The sequence below is a fragment of the Streptomyces himastatinicus ATCC 53653 genome, from assembly GCF_000158915.1.
Lineage (GTDB): Bacteria > Actinomycetota > Actinomycetes > Streptomycetales > Streptomycetaceae > Streptomyces > Streptomyces himastatinicus.
Genome location: NZ_GG657754.1, coordinates 4,692,078 through 4,710,774, shown reverse-complemented (window position 1 = coordinate 4,710,774; position 18,697 = coordinate 4,692,078). Strand labels below are relative to the sequence as shown.

Sequence of the window (18,697 nt, the reverse complement as noted above, 5' to 3'; positions counted from 1 at the left end):
CGGATGCCCCGCGGCCGGTCCGAAAGGTCAAAGATTTTCTTTGGGTTCCCCAAAGCGGCAGTGTTAATGTACTTGTCATGAAGACAGCAGCCGCGCCCCGTATCGCAGCGAGCGTTCCGCTCGTGGCGCGCCTGCACATCGATCTTTGCCGCTGTCGGTCCGCGGCCTGTCACCGCCGCTGACCCCTTCGTCGTACAGCGGCCGGAGATCCCGTACGGACTCCTGGCTTTCTCTCGCCCTCTTACCTCCCCCGGAGTGTGTCCGTTGTCGTCCCTCCCCGAGACGTCCGGCCGGACGTCGTCCTTCCGCCTGCCCAAGGTGCCGTTCTGGGCGCAGATCCTGCTGGGTCTCGTCCTCGGCGTGGTGCTCGGCTGGGTCGCCCGCAGCGGTGACGTCGGCTGGCTGGTCACCACGCTCGACAAGATCGGCTCGATCTTCGTCCAGCTGCTGAAGCTCGCCGTCGCCCCGCTGGTCTTCTTCGCGATCCTGATATCGATCACGAACCTGCGGAACGTCAGCAACGCCGCCCGGCTGGCCACCCGCACGCTGCTGTGGTTCATGGCCACCTCGCTCATCGCGGTCGCCATCGGCCTGGCCATCGGCCTGCTCACCAACCCGGGCGGGGGCACCGGCCTGACCCCGAAGGACGGCGCCAAGCCCGAGGAGGCCGGGTCCTGGCTGGACTTCCTCACCGGCATCGTGCCGACGGACGTCATCACGCCGTTCACCGAGCTCAACGTCCTCCAGATCGTCTTCATGGCCGCCGTCGCGGGCGTCGCGGCCCTCCAGCTCGGCGAGCGGGCGCAGCCGATCCTCAACCTGAGCCAGTCGGTGCTGGAGCTGCTCCAGAAGGCCCTGTGGTGGGTCATCCGCCTCGCCCCGCTGGGCAGCCTGGGCCTCATCGGCTCCGCCATCGCCGAGTACGGCTGGAACCTCATCAGCAAGTACGCGACCTTCACCGCCGACGTCTACATCGGCTGCGCGCTGGTGATGTTCGGCGTCTACCCGCTGCTGCTGGCGACCGTCGCCAAGGTCAACCCGCTGAGCTTCTTCAAGGGCGCCTGGCCCGCGATCCAGCTCGCCTTCGTCTCCCGCTCCTCGGTCGGCACGATGCCGCTCACCCAGAAGGTCACCGAACGCCTGGGCGTGCCCAAGGAGTACGCGTCCTTCGCTGTGCCCTTCGGCTCGACCACCAAGATGGACGGCTGCGCCTCCATCTACCCGGCGCTCGCCGCGATCTTCATCGCCGAGATCTTCGGTGTGCACCTGGGCATCGGTGACTACCTGCTGATCGCCTTCGTCTCGGTCATCGGCTCCGCCGCCACGGCGGGCCTCACGGGCGCGACGGTCATGCTCACCCTGACCCTCTCCACCCTCGGCCTCCCCCTGGAGGGCGTCGGCCTGCTGATGGCCATCGACCCGGTCCTGGACATGATGCGGACGGCCACGAACGTCGCCGGACAGGCCCTGGTGCCGGTCGTGGTCTCGGCCCGCGAGAAGATCCTCGACCACGACGCCTACACCCACGCCACCTCCTCGCCCCTGGACGACCGCGACGAGCCCGCCGGCCCGGAGCGCCAACTGGCCACCGTGTAGCCGCTTCGTATCGGCGCGGCCGCCGGTACGCCGCCCCGTACGCCGGTACGTCTGTGCCCCCGGGACCTCATTGAGGCTCCGGGGGCACTTTTGTGATCAGAGTGTGCTGCATTGCTGTCAATTCCTTTCATGCTATGTGTTATTGAGTGTTACGGCGCTAATATGTGCTTCGTGTACATGCGGTCGTAACGGGGGGAACACGCATGCCTGACACCACAGCGGGGAAATCGCTGCGATCCGCGCGGGACATGATCGAAAAGGCGCTCCGGGAGATGGCGGACAAGTCCGTGCTGCCGAAACCGGGGGCCGAGCGGGGTGTTGTCGGCAAAATCGCGCTGCGCCACATCCTGAAGATGATCGATGTCGTGATCGCGGCCCTGGAGGCACCGCCGGAATCCGACTCGATCGTCGTGTACGGGATCCTCGCCGAGGAGTGCGAGCCCGTTCTGGGTCTGTCGGCGGGTGACGTATTCAGCGCCCTGGTCGAGATGTGCGGTGAGCCGCATGGGTCGTCCATCCGGCCGGAACTGCCGCGGGCGAAACAGGCGGTGATCGACACGCTCCGCAGGGAGATCGTCGCGGTGACCGTCGAATACCGGGCCCGGCCCGGGGAGACGGGGGTGCGGATCATCGAGATGCTGTACGGAGCCGATCGGCAGAAGGTGCGGCGCAAGCGCATCAAGCAGGAGATCGACTGGGGCGACATACCCGAGGACGTGCGCGCGCGGATCATTCGGGACGGCGACGAGGGCGTCACCTTGAGTCTTCCGCTGGGGAGGGTCTGATGGCTTTCTTCATTCCCCTGATCATCATGGCGATCGGGCTGGCCCTGTGGAATCGGATCATGGTCTGGGCCCGGGAGCAGCTTTTCCCCTGGGTGGCCGAGCACCTTCCCTGGATGACCGAAACGGTGAAGCTCGCCTTCACCGCGCTGGACAAGTACGCCACGGCGGCCCGCAGAAATGTGAAGGCGGCCTGGAAGCAGCTGCGGTCCTATCTGCTCGAGCAGGTCATCGAGTTCGAGAAGGGGGTGGCCCCGAACACCTATGTCCGGCGCATGACCGCGCTGATGAAGAACCATCTGAGCGGTGACGCGCCGGTCAAGCGGATCGTGGTCGAGGAGGACGTCGCCTGGGACGACCTTCCCGAGAAATACCGTAAGTCGCTGGTGGCCGGCGACGGGGGCAGTTATCGCATGGACGTGACCAGGATGCGCGACCAGGAACTCGAAGAATGAGCCGCAGAGAAAGAAACGGGCACATGTCGCTGTGGTGGTGGACGGGCGTCGGTGTAGTGGTGGTGGCGGCGGCCCTGGTCGCGTCGCGGCAATGGCCGCGGCCCGCCGGGCGCGCGGGGGGCGGCCGTCTCACCGCCGTCGTGCTGGATGCCCTGGCCGAGGACTGGGCGGCGCGTATGGACACGCGCCCCGATGACATCCGGGCCGCCGTTCTCGGCTCCGGTGCCGCCGGGCTGCGCGCCCGGCTCCTATCGGAAGTGCGGGAGGTGGAGGTGGTGTTCATCAGGCCCGCGACCGGGCGGTCGGACGCGCACACCGTCGTCCGCTGCGTATTCGGGAATCCCGAAAGCGCTCTGGTGACCGAGACCGTCACCGGCTGGGACGACATTCCCGACGGCGTCCGCGCGGAGTTCATCCGTCAGGAAATCGACGAGGTCAGCCGGCACTGGTCCGTGGCGAGCTGACACCACTGATACGGGGGGCAGTGAATGGACGAGGGACGCAACACCGTGCCGCGGCGCTGGACGTTCGCCGAATCCGGCGCCGGGGCGGCCGGACCGGCCACCGCGACTGAGGCGACGAACACGACCGAGGCGGAGGCGGTCGACTTCCGGGTGGAGCAGCCCGCCCGGACCTTCGGCGATCTCGTCCTCGCGGATGTGGTCCGCAGACGCGTCGACACCGCGCTGAACGTGGTCGCACACCGGGACGTGCTGTTCAAGGAATGGAACCTGGCGTCGATTTCCCCGCACCGCGGCGGTGCGGTGGTGAGCCTGTACGGCCCGCCCGGTACGGGTAAGTCCGCGTGCGCGGAGGCCATCGCCCACCGGCTCGGCCGTCCGTATCTCCGGGTCAGCTACGCCCAGATCGAATCCCGTTACGTCGGGGAGACGCCGAAGAACATCGTGCGCTGTTTCGCCGAGGCCCGTCGGCACGATGCCGTGCTCGTCTTCGACGAGGCGGATTCCATTCTCGGCCGCCGCCTGAGCCGGGTCACCCAGAGCGCCGACCACAGCGTCAATGTGTCCCGTTCGGTGATGCTCACCGAACTGGACCATTTCGACGGGGTCGTCGTCTTCACGACCAACTTCCCGGAAAACTACGATGTGGCGTTCGTCCGGCGAATCCTGGCCCATATCCGGCTGGAACTCCCCGACCTCGCCGCGCGGCGCGAGCTGTGGACGAAACTCCTCCCGAAGGAACTGCCACTGCACCCCGAGGTCACCGCCGACGTCCTGGCGGACGAATCCGAGGGCATGGCCGGTGGCGACATCGTCAATGTCGTCATGGCCGCCGCCGCGGCGGCCGTGGCCCGGCGCGGAGAGCGGCGCGTGGTCGAACTCGCCGATCTCCGCGACGAACTGGCCGCCACGGCGCGGGCGCGGCGCGAGGTGGGGAACCCGCCCTCCTCGCCGCGCCTGGTGGCCTGGGAGGACGTACCCCCGCTCAGCTCAGCGACGGGCGAGGGCGGCGGTCAGCAGGGGTAGCGCACGGCCCAGTTCGCGCTCCCAGTACGGCCAGGTGTGGGTGCCGGGGCCGTAGAGCCGGGCGGTGAGGGCCAGCCCATGGGCCCGGGCGCGGCGTACATAGTCCTGGGCCATCAGCCCGAGGCCCTGTTCGCCGGTGTCGACGGGGCTGCCCGCGGGGTCCAGCGGCCCGGGGGTGCCGTCGCCGCAGGAGACGTACACCGGGTAGCCGCGGGGGAGCCGGGTGAGCTGGGTGTACGGGTCGTGGGCCGCCCAGAGGGCGGACTGGGCCTCGGGGTCGCCCCACAGGGCGGTGGGGTCGGCCCCGTACCGCCTCACGATGCCCTGGACGCCGCCCGGGTTCCGCAGCGGGTGGACGACGCCGCTGAACGACGCGGCCGCGCGGAAGAGCCGGGGGTGGCGGGCCGCGTACGACAGGGCGCCGAAGCCGCCCATCGACAGGCCCGCGATCGCCCGGCGGCCGTCGCCGCGCAGTGTGCGCTCCACCAGCGGGCGCAGCTCGGCGAGGTGGAAGGTCTCCCAGGCGGGCGGGCCGTAGGCGCCGCCGTTCCACCAGTTCGAGTAGAAGCCGGACGGGCCGCCCTCCGGGGACACCACCAGGGCGGGGAGGGACGCGGTCAGCCCCTCGACGTCGGTGTTGAGGGTCCATGCCTGCCAGCCCGGGCCGGGGTCGCAGCAGCCGTGCAGGAGGTACAGGACCGGCCAGCGGTGGTGCGGCCGGCGGTCGTAGTCGCGGGGCAGCAGGACGCGGGCGTGGCCGTCGCGGGCGAGGGCGGGGGACTGGATCGTCAGGTCGAGGACGCGTTCGCTGACGCGGTCGGCGGCGGTGATGCGCGCGCGGTCGGTGGCGGTGCCGCGGGCGAGGTCGGCGGGCCGGGGCCGGGAGCGGGCCTCGGCGGGGGTGGGGAGCAGGGGCGCGGCGGCCAGTGCGGCGAATGCTGCGGCGGCGCGGCGGCGGGAGGGCATCGTCCGTATCTCCTTCGCTCGGTGCGTGCGGAGCTGAACGGTGGAGCTGAACGGGGCGTTGCACATGCGCTGTTGACACTGTGAAGGGAGCCGCGAGCCGTGACAAGAGTGAGGTGCCGAGCACGTGATCTTCGTCCCGGTCCGCCGTAGGCTGGTGGGCGAAAGAGTGTGCGGGGGCACTGTCGTAAGGGGGCGGTCCGCGTGGGCGGGGCGACGAGGAGCAAGCGCGTACCGCGGGTGGTGCGGGAGCAGCAGATGCTGGACGCGGCGGTGCGGGCCTTCGCGCGGTGCGGCTACCAGCACGCCTCGATGGACGACATCGCCGAACTGGCCGGGGTGTCCAAACCACTGGTCTATCTGTACCTCAACTCCAAGGAAGAGCTTTTCGCGGCGTGCCTCCGGCGGGAGGCGGCGTTGCTGGTGGCCGCGGTGCGGGGCGCGGTCGAGCGGGGCGCGCCGCCGGACCGCCAGCTGTGGAGCGGGCTGAGCGGCTTCTTCGCGCACACCGCGCGTCACCCGGACGGATGGGCGCTGCTGCACGTTCAGGCGCGCACGCAACGGACACCCTTACGCACACGAAGTGGCGGCGATGCGGGCGGAGATCGTGGCGTTCGTGACCCAGCTGATCGCGGCGGCGGCGCGGAAGGGCGCGCCGTCGCCGGAGCGGCGGATGGCGGCCGCCGAGGTGTCCGGGCTCGCGCACGCGCTGGTCGGGGCGGCCGAGTCGCTGGCGGACTGGGTGGGCGACGGCGCGGAGCCGGACGGCACCTCGGCCCAGGAGGCGGCGGCCACCCTCATGAACTTCGCCTGGGCGGGGCTCGGGAGCCTGCTGCGCGGACAGGGCTGGTCGCCCGCCCGCTAGGCGCTCCGGCGCAGGTCAGTCGAGGCGCGCCCGCGCGTACAGCGCCGCCGGGTCCGCCGCGCGGGACACCGCCGAGGGGTGTGCGTCCCGCTGCGACACCGGATGGCTGACGCCCTCCCGCCAGGCCGCGGACGAGTCCGTTCCGCTGTCCGAGCCCGCCTTGTCCGGCGCCAGGTCCAGCGGCAGGAAGTTGGACGGTGCGGTGTGCCAGCCGTCCGGTGCCACCCGGGTGGCCAGCAGATACGTCCGCCCCGGCAGCAGCGCCGGGGCTTCGCCCACCACGATCCGTTGCCGCCGCAGCGGATCGTCGCCCCCCTCCTGGGCGACTCGTACGCTCCCGGACACCTTCCCCTTGAGGGCGGACTGGACCTCGACCCGGTACGTCGTCCACAGCAGCCGGTCGCCGTCGGTGCGCCGCACCCCCTCGCGGGCGGTGACCTTGCCGATGAAGACGTCATCGGCCCAGCCCGCGGCGAGCCCGGGCGTGTCCAGCCGGACCGCGTAGGTGGGGTGGTAGTGCGTACTGCCGTAGGGGACCTCGAACCAGGCCGCCGCGCAGCCGCCCGCCGCCACCAGGGCCGTGGCCAGTGCGATCGTCCCGGTGCGGGGGCTCATGAGCCCCACACGGCCCGGTACGCGGAGATGTCGGCGGCCGTCGGGGCGAAGGCGGTGCGGGTGTCGTTGCAGTACATGACGGCTCCGGGGGAGGAGCGGTGGCCCAGCCGGAGGGCGTGGCCCAGTTCGTGGGTGACGACGCCGCGCTTCACGTCGGCCGAGTACGAGGCGAGGAAGTGGGCGTTGAGGACGATGTCGTCGGAGCCCAGCTCATGCGATTCCCACAGCCCCGACCAGCCGATGTCGGCTCGGTCGACATCGGTCGCGTCGACGTCCGCGTAGGCCGTACCGGTGTGCGGCTTGATGTCGACCTTGCCCAGGGCGTTCCAGTCCTCCCGGGCCCGCGCCCACTCCGCGGTGTACCGGGTGTGCAGGGTGTACGTCAGCTCCGAACCGTCCACCGATCCGGCCGTGTTCGGGTCGTTCGGGCAGTCGGCGGCGACGGCCGGTGGTGCGGGCAGCCCCGCGCACAGCCCGGCGGTCAGGCACGCGCTCACCGCGACGCGTATACACCGCCGGGTGAAACGGGCACCTTTACATCGACCCACGTCCGCAAACCCCTCGTTCGTGTGAGGCCCGAGAGCTTCAACGTACGAGGGGCAGCGGGACGCCGCATGCGCACAGGGCCTCCCGGGGGAACCGGAGGCCGTTATGCATGCACCGGGGCTCAGGTGCCGCAGTTACCGGCGGCCGGCTCGTCGGCGAGCCGCCCGCCGAGCCAGGCCATGGCCGCCGGGACCCCGGTGATCGCGGTCGTCACATGGTCGGTCGGGTAGCTCTTCCACTCCACCTGCGCGCCCTTCTCGCACCACCGGGTGCGCAGGTCGGCGCCGACCTGGTACGGAATCAGTTCGTCCACCGTGCCCTGGTAGAGGTAGACGGGATGGTCGGGGGCGCGGTCGCCGAGATAGGAGGCGCGCAGCGCGACCTGCCAGAGCGGCGAGGCCAGCGGATCCTTGACGGTCACGTCCGACAGGTTCTGGAAGAGCCCGGCGATGGTGCTGATGGAGACGCAGTTGTTCCGCATGAAGGCGACGTCGTCCTTGCCCTTCTGGTTGAGGTAGGAGTCGAGCGCCAGTTCGGGGAAGGCGGCGTCCTGCCCGGCGAGCGCCATCAGGGCGAGCCCGGCGCCCACACTGCCGTCGTTGTACTCGAGGGTGGCGGGCAGATCGGCGGGGACGCCCCCGGCGACCGTGCCCTTCACCCGCAGCTCGGGCGCGTACGAGGCGCGCAGCTGGGCGGCCCAGCCCGCCGCCTGGCCGCCCTGCGAGTACCCCATGATCCCGACCGGGCCGTCCGGTGAGAGGCCCGCCTCGGGGAGCCGCTGCGCGGCGCGCGCCGCGTCCAGCAGGGCGTGCCCCTCGGACCGGCCGACCGTGTAGGTGTGGTCGCCGGGGGTGCCCAGGCCCTCGTAGTCGCTGACGGCGACGGCCCAGCCGCGGCGCAGCGCGAGGTCGATCAGCTGGCCCTCGGAGCTGGTGCCCTGCGGGAAGCGGCCGGAGGCCGCACAGCCGTCGGCGAGACCGACGGCGCCCATGCCCCAGGTGACGAGCGGGCGGGGGCCGTTCTTGCCGTCGTCGGGGACGATGACGGTGCCGGAGACGGTGTTCGCGGTGCCCCGGGCGGTGGTCGAGCGGTAGGTGATGTGCCAGGAGCGGGTGGTGACCGGCGCGCCGGGCACGGTGCGGAAGGAGGTCGGGGACTTGGTGACGATGTCACCCGGCTTGCCCTGGGTGGTGGCGGTCCGGGTGGTGTCGGTCGTGGCCAGGGCCGCTGGTGCGGTGGACAGCGCGTCCGGCAGGGTCAGGGCGGCGAGGGCGGTGAGCACGGTGGTGCGGGTGCGCATACCGCTCTCCGATTTCTGCGATGGTGCTGCGGTGCTGTGTGGGGGACCGTAGAGACGTGTGGTTGGGCTGTTGCTGACCGGAGCGCTCAGATTCGCTGGCCTTACGTTTCACCCGGCCGTGCGGCCGTACGTCAGCCGGTACGCGCCCGGTGTCATCCCCGTCCAGCGCCGGAACGCCCGGTGGAACGCGGCGGCTTCGGAGAAGCCCAGCCGCACCGCCAGCTCCTCGATCGGCTCGCCGGTCTCGCGCAGGCTGCCGATCGCCGCGTCCCGCCGCACCTGGTCCTTGAGCCGCTGGAACGAGGTGTCCTCCTCGTCCAGCCGACGGCGCAGCGTCGCCGGGCTGACCGCGAGCCGGGCCGCGACCTCCCGCAGCTCCGGCAGCCGTCCGGCGCGGCGGACGCCGGGCCCGCCCCCGGTCGGCCCGCCGCCGGTCGGTCCGCCGCCGGTCCGCGGCCCGCCCGTCCGCAGCCCACCGGCGAGCACATGGCGCACCTGCTGGGCGACGGTCGTGCCGTACTCGGGGCGGCCGAGCAGTCCGTCGGGCGCGCGGCGCAGCAGCGCCTGGAGGGACGCCTCGTCCTGGATCACGGGCGCGGACAGCCAGCGGGGATCGAATCCGGCGGCCGTACGGTCCCCGCCGAAGTACGGGGTGCAGTCGAACAGTTGCTCGTATTCGGCGGCGTGCGGGGGCGCGGGGTGGGCGAACTGGGTCCACAGCAGCGGGATCCGACGTCCGATCAGCCAGCCCGCGAGCCGGTGCCAGATGAGCATCAGCCATTCGGCGACGATCTGGCTCTCATGGCGGGTGCGTAACTGCCCGCGGAGGCCGAACACCGCCTCCTGGCCCTCGCCGCGCTCCAGTGCCAGGTTCGGCCCGCCGGGGAAGAGCCGGTAGAAGCGCGCGCCGCGCTCCAGGGCGGTGCCGAGGTCGGGGCAGCCGAGCGAGGCGTAGCACATCATGGCGAACGTGCCGGGGCGGCTGCGCGCGGAACCGAGCCCCAGGAACTCGTCCCCGGTGGCCCGGTGCAGGGCGCGCACCAGCCGGGCGAACTGCTCGGGGGAGAAGCGCGCGCGGTCGTCGCCGAGCAGCAGAGGCGGTATCCGGGCCCGCTGGAGCAGCGGTGCGGTGTCGACGCCGAGCCGCTGCGCGCCGTGCACCGCGGCCCGTACGTGGTGCACCGTGACCGTTCGCCGCCCCCGACCCTTGGTCCGCCCCATGGTTGAAACGTTAACCCGACCGAATGGGCGATGTCGACGGTGTGTCGCTGTCACCTTACGGAGCGTGAAGTTCGGGGTTTCGCTTTCGAAAGAAAATGAACGATCCGTGAATGGAAAAGGCCAGAAAAGGCAGGAGCCCCGCCACCCCGCCGATGCGGGGGAGCAGGGCTCCTTGGGTACTGCTAACTCAGACCGCGCTGACGTTCTCAGCCTGCGGGCCCTTCGGGCCCTGGGTGACGTCGAAGGTCACGGCCTGGTTCTCCTCCAGGGAGCGGAAGCCAGACGCGTTGATCGCGGAGTAGTGAACGAAGACATCGGGGCCGCCGCCGTCCTGGGCGATGAAGCCGAAGCCCTTCTCGGCGTTGAACCACTTGACGGTTCCGGTAGCCATAAAGCCCTCCTTGGGCCAAAGGGTTGCCCTGCTCCAGAACCTGCAAGAAGTCTGAAAACTACAAAAGCCCGCGGTTACATGCTCCGCAGGCTCTGTACTGCAAGGGAAACCAAACTGCAACTTGCGGCGAGCCTAGCACGCTCTGTGTCCAAGGGGAAAGAGTCGAAGATCACGAATACGAGGGTTTCCGGATCTCTTGGGCGGGACAGGATCGCAGGTCGAGCCCTCGGCGCCGCGAGATGCCGCGAGATATCGGGGCCATCCGGGTCCCCCCCGCCGCTGGTTCGCGGGAAGAGCGGCGCTAGCCTCCGGTTGTGGACAATTCACCGAGTTCCCCCTCGCGGAGTACACCGGACGCCGCCGAAAGCGTCATCCCCGGCTCGCTGGGCCGCCGCGACAGGCCGAGGGTCGGCCACATCCAGTACCTCAATTGCATGCCGCTGTATTGGGGTCTCGCCAGGACCGGCTCGCTGCTCGACTTCGAGCTGACCAAGGCGTCCCCCGACACGCTCAACGACCTGCTCGTCGAGGGCCGCCTCGACATCGGCCCGATCAGCCTCGTCGAGTACCTGCGCAACGCCGATGACCTGGTGGCGCTGCCCGACATCGCGGTGGGCTGCGACGGGCCCGTCATGTCGTGCGTGATCGTCTCGAAGGTGCCGCTGGAGCAGCTGGACAAGGAGCGCGTCGCGCTCGGTTCGGCCTCGCGGACCTCCGTACGCCTGGCCCAGCTGCTGCTCGCCGAGCGGTACGGGATCGAGCCCGACTACTACACCTGCCCGCCCGACCTCAGCCTGATGATGCAGGAGGCCGACGCGGGGGTGCTGATCGGCGACGCCGCGCTGCGGGCCAACCTCCACCACGCCCCGAAGCTGGGCCTCCAGGTCCATGACCTGGGGCAGATGTGGAAGGAGTGGACCGGCCTCCCCTTCGTCTTCGCGGTCTGGGCCGCCCGCCGCGAGTACCTGGAGCGCGAGCCGGAGATCGTGCGCGAGGTGCACCGGGCGTTCCTGGAGTCCCGGAACCTCTCCCTGGAAGAGGCGGGCAAGGTCGCCGAGCACGCCGCGCGCTGGGAGGACCTGGAGCCGTCGGTGCTGGAGCGCTACTTCACCACCCTCGACTTCTCCCTGGGCGCGAATCAGCTGGAAGGCATCGCCGAGTTCGCCCGCCGGACCGGCCCGACGACCGGCTTCCCGGCGGACGTCCGGGTGGATCTGCTGGACACCGCCCCGAAGGGTTAGCCGACCGGGCTGTGCCGTTGCTGTCATGCCCGCCTAAGCTGGTCCGGCGCAGTCGAGGGGGAGGCACATGCAGCCGCTGGGAGCGGAGGACCCGCAGGTCATCGGGGCGTACCGGCTGCTCGGTCGGCTCGGCTCCGGCGGCATGGGCGTGGTGTACCTGGGTCGTAGCGCGGGCGGGCGCACGGTTGCGGTGAAGGTGGTGCACGCGCAGTTCGCGCTCGACGAAGAGTTCCGCGCGCGCTTCCGGCGCGAGGTCGACGCCGCGCGCCGGGTCGGTGGTTCCTGGACCGCGCCGGTCCTCGACGCCGACCCGGAGGCGCGCGTTCCGTGGGTGGCGACCGGGTATGTGGCGGGCCCCTCGCTCAGCCAGGCCATCAACGAAGAGGGTCCGCTGCCCGAGTCCTCGGTACGGACCCTGGCCGCCGGGCTGGCGGAGGCGCTGGACGCCGTCCATGGGCTGGGCCTGGTCCACCGCGACGTCAAACCGTCCAACGTGCTGCTCGCCCTCGACGGCCCACGGCTGATCGACTTCGGTATCGCCCGGGCCACCGAGGGCACCGTCTCCCTCACCTCCACCGGCGCCTCCATCGGCTCGCCCGGCTATATGGCGCCCGAGCAGATCCTCGGCCAGCCGGTGACCGGTCCGGCCGACATCTTCTCGCTGGGCGCCGTGCTGACGTACGCGGCCACCGGCGAGCAGCCCTTCCCCGGCGACAGTTCGGCCTCGCTGCTCTACAAGGTGGTCCACGAGGAGCCGCAGCTCGGGCCGGAGCTGACCGGTGAGCTGCGCGACGTGGTCGCCGAGTGCCTGGCCAAGAACCCGGCGGACCGCCCCACCCCCGAGCAGATCGCGCGCCGCCTGGCCCCCGCCGACGGCGCCTCGGGGCTCGTACGGTCCGGCTGGCTGCCGGGCGCGCTGGTCGAGCGGGTGAGCCGGCAGGCGGTCGAACTGCTCGACCTGGAGGCGGAGGCGGTCGCGCCACCGCCCGCCGCGACGGAAACGCCCGCGTCGGGGACACCCGCGTCCGGCACGCCCGTGCCTGCCTCCGGAACACCCGCGTCCGGCACCCCCGTTCCCGTCGCATCGCCCGCGTCGGCCCCCATGCTGGGTGCGTTCGGCCCGCCCCCGGCGTACGCGAACCAGCCGTCGTACGGAAACCAGCCGGGCCACGGGCCGGGCGACCCCGCGACCCCGCCCCCCAGCCGGCCGTCGAGCGGCGGCGGCGACGCCGCCGGGCAGCAGGGCGGCCGGGGCTTCGCGCTCTCCGCCGCCCTCGGCGGCAAGAAGCGGCCCAAGGCGCTGAGTTGCTCCCTGGTGCTGTCCGTCGCGGGCGCGCTCGCGATCGCCACGACCGCGGTGTTCCTCGTCCAGAACATGTCCGGGGACCCGGGCGGCGACACGTCGGCCGACGGCGGCACGTCCCATACCCGCCCGGCCAGCCCGGGGGCGTCGGACTCGTCCGGCGGATCGGATGTGCCCAAGGGGTTCCTCGGCACCTGGCAGGGCGACCTCACCTCCCAGAACGGCATCCCCGTCGGCACCATGACCATCACCTTCCAGCGCGGCTCCACCGGCCAGCAGGTCGCGTCGGGCCGGGTGAAGCTGTCCGTGGTGCGCTGCGACTTCACCTGGAAGCTGATTTCCGCGACGCAGAAGGAACTGCACCTCGACGCCCGCTTCCGGGGGGACGGACCCCGGACGGGGTGCAGCGACAGCTCGACGGACGAGCAGTACACCCTCGGCTCCGACGGCACCCTGAAGTACCGGGCGAAGGACCGGCAGGCGGGCGACCCGACCGGCACCCTGCGCCGCTTGCGCTGAGGTGTGGGGGCGTACGCTGGGTCGGTCCGCCCGAACACCTCCGAAAGGGACGCCCCGGTGACCGCACACGCCACGCAGGCAGTCCTCGACCGCGCCGCCGCCGGGGGGCGCATCACCCCGGAGGAGGCGCTCGACCTCTACCGGTCGGCGCCGCTGCACGCCCTGGGGACCGCCGCCGACGCCGTACGCCGCCGTCGCTACGCGGGTACCGAGCACATCGCGACGTACATCATCGAGCGGAACATCAACTACACCAATGTGTGTGTGACGGCGTGCCGGTTCTGCGCCTTCTACGCCGCGCCCAAGGACACCGCCAAGGGCTGGACCCGCGACCTCGACGACATCCTGCGGCGCTGCGCCGAGACCGTCGAACTGGGCGGCACCCAGATCATGTTCCAGGGCGGCCACCACCCGGACTACGGCGTCGAGTACTACGAGAAGCACTTCGCGGCCATCAAGAAGGCGTTCCCCGAGCTGGTGATCCACTCGCTGGGTGCCTCCGAGGTCGAGCACATGGCGCGCATCTCGGACGTATCGGTCGAGGAGGCGATCCGCCGCATCCACGCCGCGGGTCTGGACTCCTTCGCGGGCGCGGGCGCCGAACTGCTGCCCGCACGGCCGCGCAAGGCCATCGCCCCGCTGAAGGAGTCCGGCGAGCGGTGGCTGGAGATCATGGAGATCGCCCACAGCCTCGGCGTCGAGTCCACCTCCACGATGCTCATGGGCACCGGTGAGACCAACGCGGAGCGGATCGAGCACCTCCGCATGATCCGCGACGTACAGGACCGGACGGGCGGCTTCCGCGCCTTCATCCCGTACACCTACCAGCCCGAGAACAACCACCTGAAGGGCCAGACGCAGGCGACCGTCTTCGAGTACCTGCGGATGATCGCGATCGCCCGGCTCTTCCTCGACAACGTGGCCCACATCCAGGGCTCCTGGCTGACCGTCGGCAAGGAGGCCGGACAGCTGTCGCTGCACTACGGGGCGGACGACCTGGGCTCGGTGATGCTGGAGGAGAACGTGGTCTCCTCCGCCGGTGCGAAGCACCGCTCCAACCGGATGGAGCTGCTCCACCTCATCCGTACGGCCGGGCGGGTGCCCGCGCAGCGCGCGACCACGTACGAGCACCTGGTGGTGCACGACGACCCGGCGAACGACCCGGTGGACGACCACGTCGTCTCGCACCTGTCCTCGACGGCGATCGACTCCGGCAAGGCCCACCCCGAGCTGAAGCTGATCGACGCCTCCTGATGCGCACGCTGCACGCGGCGCCGGTGGTCCGGTACACCCTGGGCGAGGGCGGCGCGGTCCTGCACGACGGCGGGGTCCTGGTCGACGGCGGCCGCGTCGCGGCCATCGGCCCCCTGGACGAGCTGCGGGCCGCGCATCCGCAGGCCCGGGTGCGGCAGTGGCCCGGCACCCTCGGCCCCGCCCTCGTCCACGACGGGCCGGTGCCGGACGCGCCGACGCCCCGGGAGCGGATCCACGCCCTGCTGCGGCTGGGCGCGACGGCGGTCCTGGCGGAGCACGTCGCCGAGCCCGGGCTGCGCGCCGCAGCGGAACGCAACGAGGTCGCCGTCTTCGACGACCGGCCGCGCCCGCCCGCCCTGACCGAGGCCGTCCGCGCCGATCTGGCGGTCTTCGGCGCGGACGGGGCCTGCCTGGCCACCGTGCTCGCCGGGCGCCTGGTGCACCGCCGCCGCTGACCCGGCCGCCGACCCCGCCGCCGACCCCCGTACGGAGCGGCGCGTGCCCCCTGCGCGGGGCGAGCGCGGGGGCGAGGTGAACAATGGGCGGGTGACCCGAGCATCCCTGGACAAGCAGCCGCACGAAGTCGCCGCCATGTTCGACGACGTGGCGGCCAACTACGACCTGACCAACGACGTGCTGTCGCTCGGCCAGGCCCGGCTGTGGCGCAAGGAGGTCGCCCGCGCCGTCGACGCCCGCCCCGGGGACCGGGTGCTCGACCTCGCCGCCGGTACGGGCACCTCGTCGCTGCCCTACGCGGCGGCCGGTGCGTACGTGGTGCCGTGCGACTTCTCGCTCGGCATGCTCCGCGAGGGCAAGCGCCGTCATCCGCGGCTGCCGCTGACGGCGGGCGACGCGACCCGGCTGCCCTTCGCGGACGGTGTCTTCGACGCCGTCACGATCTCCTTCGGGCTGCGCAACGTGCAGAACACCGAGGGGGCGCTGCGCGAGATGCTGCGGGTGACCCGGCCGGGCGGGCGGCTGGTCGTCTGCGAGTTCAGCCACCCCGCCTGGGCCCCGTTCCGCACGGTCTACAGCGAGTACCTGATGCGCGCGCTGCCGCCGATCGCCACGGCGGTCAGCAGCAGCCCGGACGCGTACGTCTATCTCGCCGAGTCCATCCGCGCCTGGCCCGACCAGCCCCAGCTGGCCGCCCGGCTCCGGGCGGCGGGCTGGACCCGTCCGGCCTGGCGCAATCTCACCGGCGGCATCGTGGCCCTGCACCGCGCCACCCGGCCCTGACGCGGCGGCCCCGCCGACCGGTTCACAGGTGCAGGCGGAAGCACACGGCGGGGGACTTCGACACCGGCGTCACCAGGTGCTCCGCCTCCCGCATGCCCAGCCTCCGCGCCACCGCGATCGACCGCTCGTTGCGCTCGTGCACCATCGCCACCACGTGCCCGATCCCGGCTGCCCGCACCCGCTCCAGGGACGTCCGCGCGGCGGCCGTGGCGTACCCCCTGCCCCAATGGGCGCGCCCCAGCCGCCAGCCGATCTCGATCTCGCCCGCCGGTCCCCAGTCGTGGGGCCACGGCTGGGCGCCGGTGAAGCCCACCACCTCGTCCGAGGCGTCGAGCAGCGTGTAGAAGCAGCAGCCGTGCCGTTCGGCGTGATCGCGCTGGCGGGCGGTGAACTCCTCGTAGTGGGGGAGGTCATGGGACGAGCCGCCGTGGAACTCCATCACCTCCGGGTCGTCGAAGACCCGGTGCCAGGCCGCGGCATCTTCGGGGGTGGGCACGCGGAGCCGTATCACAGGCCGCGTCATGGTCATGGGAGGGCCGCCCTTCGCAGCTGCCGGAGTACGCCCCCATAGACTGCCCATGTCCAGTGCCCGGCGCGACCGGCACGCTGTTACCCAGGCCACGGGAGACCTTGCGTGAGCGAGACCGCACCCACCGCGAGCGCCACCGGAAGCGCATCCTCCGGGATCTCGGAGCGCAGCGCCGATGTGATCGTCGTCGGCGCCGGACCAGCCGGTTCCACTACGGCGTACCACCTGGCCAAGTCGGGACTCGACGTCCTGCTGCTGGAGAAGACGGCGTTCCCGCGCGAGAAGGTGTGCGGCGACGGCCTGACCCCGCGCGCGACCAAGCAACTCGTCGCGATGGGCATCGACATCTCGGAGGAAGCGGGCTGGCTCCGCAACCGCGGCCTGCGGATCATGGGCGGCGGTCTGCGGCTGGAGCTGGACTGGCCGGACCTGGCGGCGTACCCCAACTACGGCCTGGTGCGTAAGCGCGACGACTTCGACGACCAGCTGGCCCGGCAGGCCCAGAAGGCCGGGGCGCGGCTGTACGAGCGCTGCAACGTGGGCGCCCCGATCGTCGACGACCGCACCGGCCGCATCACCGGCGTCGAGGCGAAGCTGGGTGAGGAGAAGACGCCCGTCACCTTCCACGCCCCGCTGGTCGTCGCCGCCGACGGCAACTCCACCCGGCTCTCCCTCGCCATGGGCCTCCACCGGCGCGAGGACCGCCCGATGGGCGTGGCCGTGCGCACGTACTTCACCTCGCCCCGCCACGACGACGACTACCTCGAATCCTGGCTGGAGTTGTGGGACCGGCGCGGCGCGGAGGACCGGCTGCTGCCCGGCTACGGCTGGATCTTCGGCATGGGCGACGGCACCAGCAACGTGGGCCTGGGCGTGCTCAACACCTCGAACTCCTTCAAGGAGCTGGACTGGCGCGAGATCCTCAAGGCGTGGTGCGCGTCCATGCCGGAGGAGTGGGGCTACACCCCGGACAACATGACCGGCCCGATCCGCGGCGCGGCCCTCCCCATGGCCTTCAACCGGCAGCCGCACTACACCCGTGGGCTGCTGCTGGTCGGTGACGCGGGCGGCATGGTCAACCCGTTCAACGGCGAGGGCATCGCCTATGCGATGGAATCCGGGCAGATCGCGGCGGACGTGATCGTCCAGGCCCACTCCCGCGCCACCCCGGCCCAGCGCGAAATGGCCCTCCGGCGCTATCCGCAGGTCCTCAAGGACGTGTACGGCGGCTACTACACGCTGGGCCGCGCGTTCGTGAAGCTGATCGGCAACCCGAAGGTGATGAAGCTGGCGACGGAGCGCGGGCTCACGCATCCGATGCTGATGCGCTTCACGCTGAAGCTGCTGGCCAACCTGACGGACCCGACGGGCGGCGACGCGATGGACCGCATCATCAACGCCCTGACGAGGGTGGCCCCGCGCGCCTGACGCTCAACGGCGGTCAGGCGGGTCAGGCGGGTCAGGCGTCGGGGCTCGCGCTGGTGATCACGCCGAACGGGGCCCCGGCCACGTCCGTCAGCCATGCCATCCGCCCGATGCCCTCCGACGTCATGGCGGGCATCAGCACGGACCCGCCCAGCTCCTGACCCTTCGCGACGACCCGGTCGCAGTCCGCCACCTCGAAGTACGGCAGCCACTGCGGCGGCGTCGAATGCCCCTCCTGGAGCTGGGCGACGCCGCCGAAGGTGTCGTCCTTGCCGCCGCCCGCGGTGGACAGGACGGTGTACGTCCCGCCCGGGAACGACATCTCCTCGGTCTCCCAGCCGAAGACGGTGCGGTAGAAGCCGCGGGCCTCGGCGGGGTCGGGGGAGTGCAGCTCGGTCCAGCACAGCGAGCCGGGTTCGGTGACCGCCTCCAGGCCGGCCGTCTTGCCGGGCTGCCAGACCGCGAACCGGGCGCCGCCGGGGTCGGTGAACTGCCCCATCCGCCCCTCGTCGAAGACGTCGAACGGCACGGCGCGCACCTGGCCGCCCGCCTGGAGGACGGAGCGCGCGGTGGCGTCGGCGTCGGGCGTGTGGAAGTACGGGGTCCAGGCGGACCGGGACCCGGCGTCGGTGAGCGGGCCGAGGGCGGCGACGGTCTTGCGGCCGTGGGTGAAGAAGCCGTATCCGCCCGCTTCGGGACCGGCCGACTCGAAGGTCCAGCCCAGCAGTCCGCCGTAGAAGACCCGGGCCGCCTCGGTGTCGGGTGCGCCGAGATCCAGCCAGTTCGGTGCGCCGGGGACGAAATCGGTGGTGAGCATTGGCTGCTCCTTCAGCGATCGTGCGCAAGGGGCTCATGTGGTGCTCTGACGACAGTTCTCAGTCTGGCACCGGGCGGTCGCGCGGGCCCGCCGGCGGTGGTGACATGGAAGGGAGGGGGCGCCGCGCGCGTACGCCGCGGCGACGCCGG

At 71.6% G+C, this 18,697-nt stretch carries 19 protein-coding genes and 1 pseudogene; 12 read left to right on the top strand and 8 right to left on the bottom strand.

Going from position 1 to position 18,697, the window contains the following annotated elements; genetic code table 11:
* Nucleotides 1–264 precede the first annotated feature (264 nt).
* The 5 genes from SSOG_RS19610 to SSOG_RS19590 all read left to right on the top strand — a co-directional run bounded on the left by SSOG_RS19610 (nt 265) and on the right by SSOG_RS19590 (nt 4,320).
* Nucleotides 265–1,596, top strand: a complete 1,332-nt coding sequence (locus SSOG_RS19610) for a dicarboxylate/amino acid:cation symporter (RefSeq protein WP_425385422.1) — start codon at nt 265–267, stop codon at nt 1,594–1,596.
* Nucleotides 1,597–1,799: 203 nt separating this feature from the next.
* Nucleotides 1,800–2,381 carry a hypothetical protein gene (locus SSOG_RS19605; protein ID WP_154685956.1) on the top strand — a complete coding sequence of 194 codons (582 nt, stop codon included), beginning with the start codon at nt 1,800–1,802 and terminating at the stop codon, nt 2,379–2,381.
* A complete protein-coding gene (locus tag SSOG_RS19600; RefSeq protein WP_009715984.1) occupies nt 2,381–2,833 on the top strand; it encodes a hypothetical protein in 453 nt (150 codons plus the stop codon). The genes SSOG_RS19605 and SSOG_RS19600 overlap by 1 nt, the downstream gene beginning before the upstream one ends.
* Entirely contained in the window at nt 2,830–3,297 is a 468-nt protein-coding gene (locus SSOG_RS19595) for a hypothetical protein (RefSeq protein WP_009715983.1), read from the top strand. Before SSOG_RS19600 ends, SSOG_RS19595 begins: the two co-directional genes overlap by 4 nt.
* Before the next feature lie 24 nt (nt 3,298–3,321).
* Nucleotides 3,322–4,320, top strand: coding sequence for an ATP-binding protein (locus SSOG_RS19590; protein WP_009715982.1), 999 nt, complete (start codon nt 3,322–3,324; stop codon nt 4,318–4,320).
* Here SSOG_RS19590 and SSOG_RS19585 read toward each other — a convergent pair.
* Nucleotides 4,285–5,286: an alpha/beta hydrolase gene (locus SSOG_RS19585; protein ID WP_009715981.1), complete on the bottom strand. Its 1,002-nt coding sequence runs from the start codon at nt 5,284–5,286 to the stop codon at nt 4,285–4,287. The two genes, SSOG_RS19590 and SSOG_RS19585, sit on opposite strands and share 36 nt — an antisense overlap.
* A 255-nt stretch (nt 5,287–5,541) precedes the next feature.
* Between SSOG_RS19585 and SSOG_RS19580 the strand changes: the two are divergent.
* Nucleotides 5,542–6,148 (top strand): annotated as a pseudogene (locus SSOG_RS19580) (TetR/AcrR family transcriptional regulator).
* Between the two features lie 15 nt (nt 6,149–6,163).
* Here SSOG_RS19580 and SSOG_RS19575 read toward each other — a convergent pair.
* The 5 genes from SSOG_RS19575 to SSOG_RS19555 form a co-directional block, all read right to left on the bottom strand.
* Nucleotides 6,164–6,763: a hypothetical protein gene (locus SSOG_RS19575; protein ID WP_208867362.1), complete on the bottom strand. Its 600-nt coding sequence runs from the start codon at nt 6,761–6,763 to the stop codon at nt 6,164–6,166.
* Nucleotides 6,760–7,260 carry a matrixin family metalloprotease gene (locus tag SSOG_RS19570; protein WP_234365497.1) on the bottom strand — a complete coding sequence of 167 codons (501 nt, stop codon included), beginning with the start codon at nt 7,258–7,260 and terminating at the stop codon, nt 6,760–6,762. The genes SSOG_RS19575 and SSOG_RS19570 overlap by 4 nt, the downstream gene beginning before the upstream one ends.
* Before the next feature lie 170 nt (nt 7,261–7,430).
* A complete protein-coding gene (locus SSOG_RS19565; RefSeq protein WP_039938100.1) occupies nt 7,431–8,609 on the bottom strand; it encodes a lipase family protein in 1,179 nt (392 codons plus the stop codon).
* A gap of 108 nt (nt 8,610–8,717) precedes the next feature.
* A complete protein-coding gene (locus tag SSOG_RS19560; RefSeq protein WP_039938098.1) occupies nt 8,718–9,830 on the bottom strand; it encodes an AraC family transcriptional regulator in 1,113 nt (370 codons plus the stop codon).
* A gap of 187 nt (nt 9,831–10,017) precedes the next feature.
* Nucleotides 10,018–10,221, bottom strand: coding sequence for a cold-shock protein (locus SSOG_RS19555; protein WP_009715975.1), 204 nt, complete (start codon nt 10,219–10,221; stop codon nt 10,018–10,020).
* Nucleotides 10,222–10,592: 371 nt separating this feature from the next.
* Between SSOG_RS19555 and SSOG_RS19550 the strand changes: the two genes are divergently transcribed.
* The 5 genes from SSOG_RS19550 (at nt 10,593) to SSOG_RS19530 (ending at nt 15,777) form a co-directional block, all read left to right on the top strand.
* A complete protein-coding gene (locus SSOG_RS19550; protein WP_078510611.1) occupies nt 10,593–11,462 on the top strand; it encodes a menaquinone biosynthetic enzyme MqnA/MqnD family protein in 870 nt (289 codons plus the stop codon).
* 67 nt (nt 11,463–11,529) lie between these two features.
* Nucleotides 11,530–13,284 (top strand): serine/threonine-protein kinase, encoded by a 1,755-nt coding sequence (locus tag SSOG_RS19545; RefSeq protein ID WP_009715973.1) that lies wholly within the window; start codon nt 11,530–11,532, stop codon nt 13,282–13,284.
* Between the two features lie 57 nt (nt 13,285–13,341).
* Nucleotides 13,342–14,538: a cyclic dehypoxanthinyl futalosine synthase gene (mqnC, locus tag SSOG_RS19540; protein ID WP_009715972.1), complete on the top strand. Its 1,197-nt coding sequence runs from the start codon at nt 13,342–13,344 to the stop codon at nt 14,536–14,538.
* Nucleotides 14,538–14,993, top strand: coding sequence for an imidazolonepropionase-like domain-containing protein (locus tag SSOG_RS19535; protein WP_009715971.1), 456 nt, complete (start codon nt 14,538–14,540; stop codon nt 14,991–14,993). The genes mqnC and SSOG_RS19535 overlap by 1 nt, the downstream gene beginning before the upstream one ends.
* Before the next feature lie 91 nt (nt 14,994–15,084).
* Nucleotides 15,085–15,777, top strand: a complete 693-nt coding sequence (locus tag SSOG_RS19530) for a demethylmenaquinone methyltransferase (protein WP_009715970.1) — start codon at nt 15,085–15,087, stop codon at nt 15,775–15,777.
* 22 nt (nt 15,778–15,799) lie between these two features.
* Here SSOG_RS19530 and SSOG_RS19525 read toward each other — a convergent pair whose 3' ends face one another.
* Nucleotides 15,800–16,306 (bottom strand): GNAT family N-acetyltransferase, encoded by a 507-nt coding sequence (locus SSOG_RS19525; RefSeq protein ID WP_009715969.1) that lies wholly within the window; start codon nt 16,304–16,306, stop codon nt 15,800–15,802.
* Between the two features lie 105 nt (nt 16,307–16,411).
* Here SSOG_RS19525 and SSOG_RS19520 point away from each other — a divergent pair, with 105 nt between their 5' ends.
* Nucleotides 16,412–17,734, top strand: a complete 1,323-nt coding sequence (locus SSOG_RS19520; RefSeq protein ID WP_009715968.1) for a geranylgeranyl reductase family protein — start codon at nt 16,412–16,414, stop codon at nt 17,732–17,734.
* 31 nt (nt 17,735–17,765) lie between these two features.
* Here SSOG_RS19520 and SSOG_RS19515 read toward each other — a convergent pair whose 3' ends face one another.
* Nucleotides 17,766–18,548 carry a VOC family protein gene (locus SSOG_RS19515; protein WP_009715967.1) on the bottom strand — a complete coding sequence of 261 codons (783 nt, stop codon included), beginning with the start codon at nt 18,546–18,548 and terminating at the stop codon, nt 17,766–17,768.
* Nucleotides 18,549–18,697: the final 149 nt, after the last annotated feature.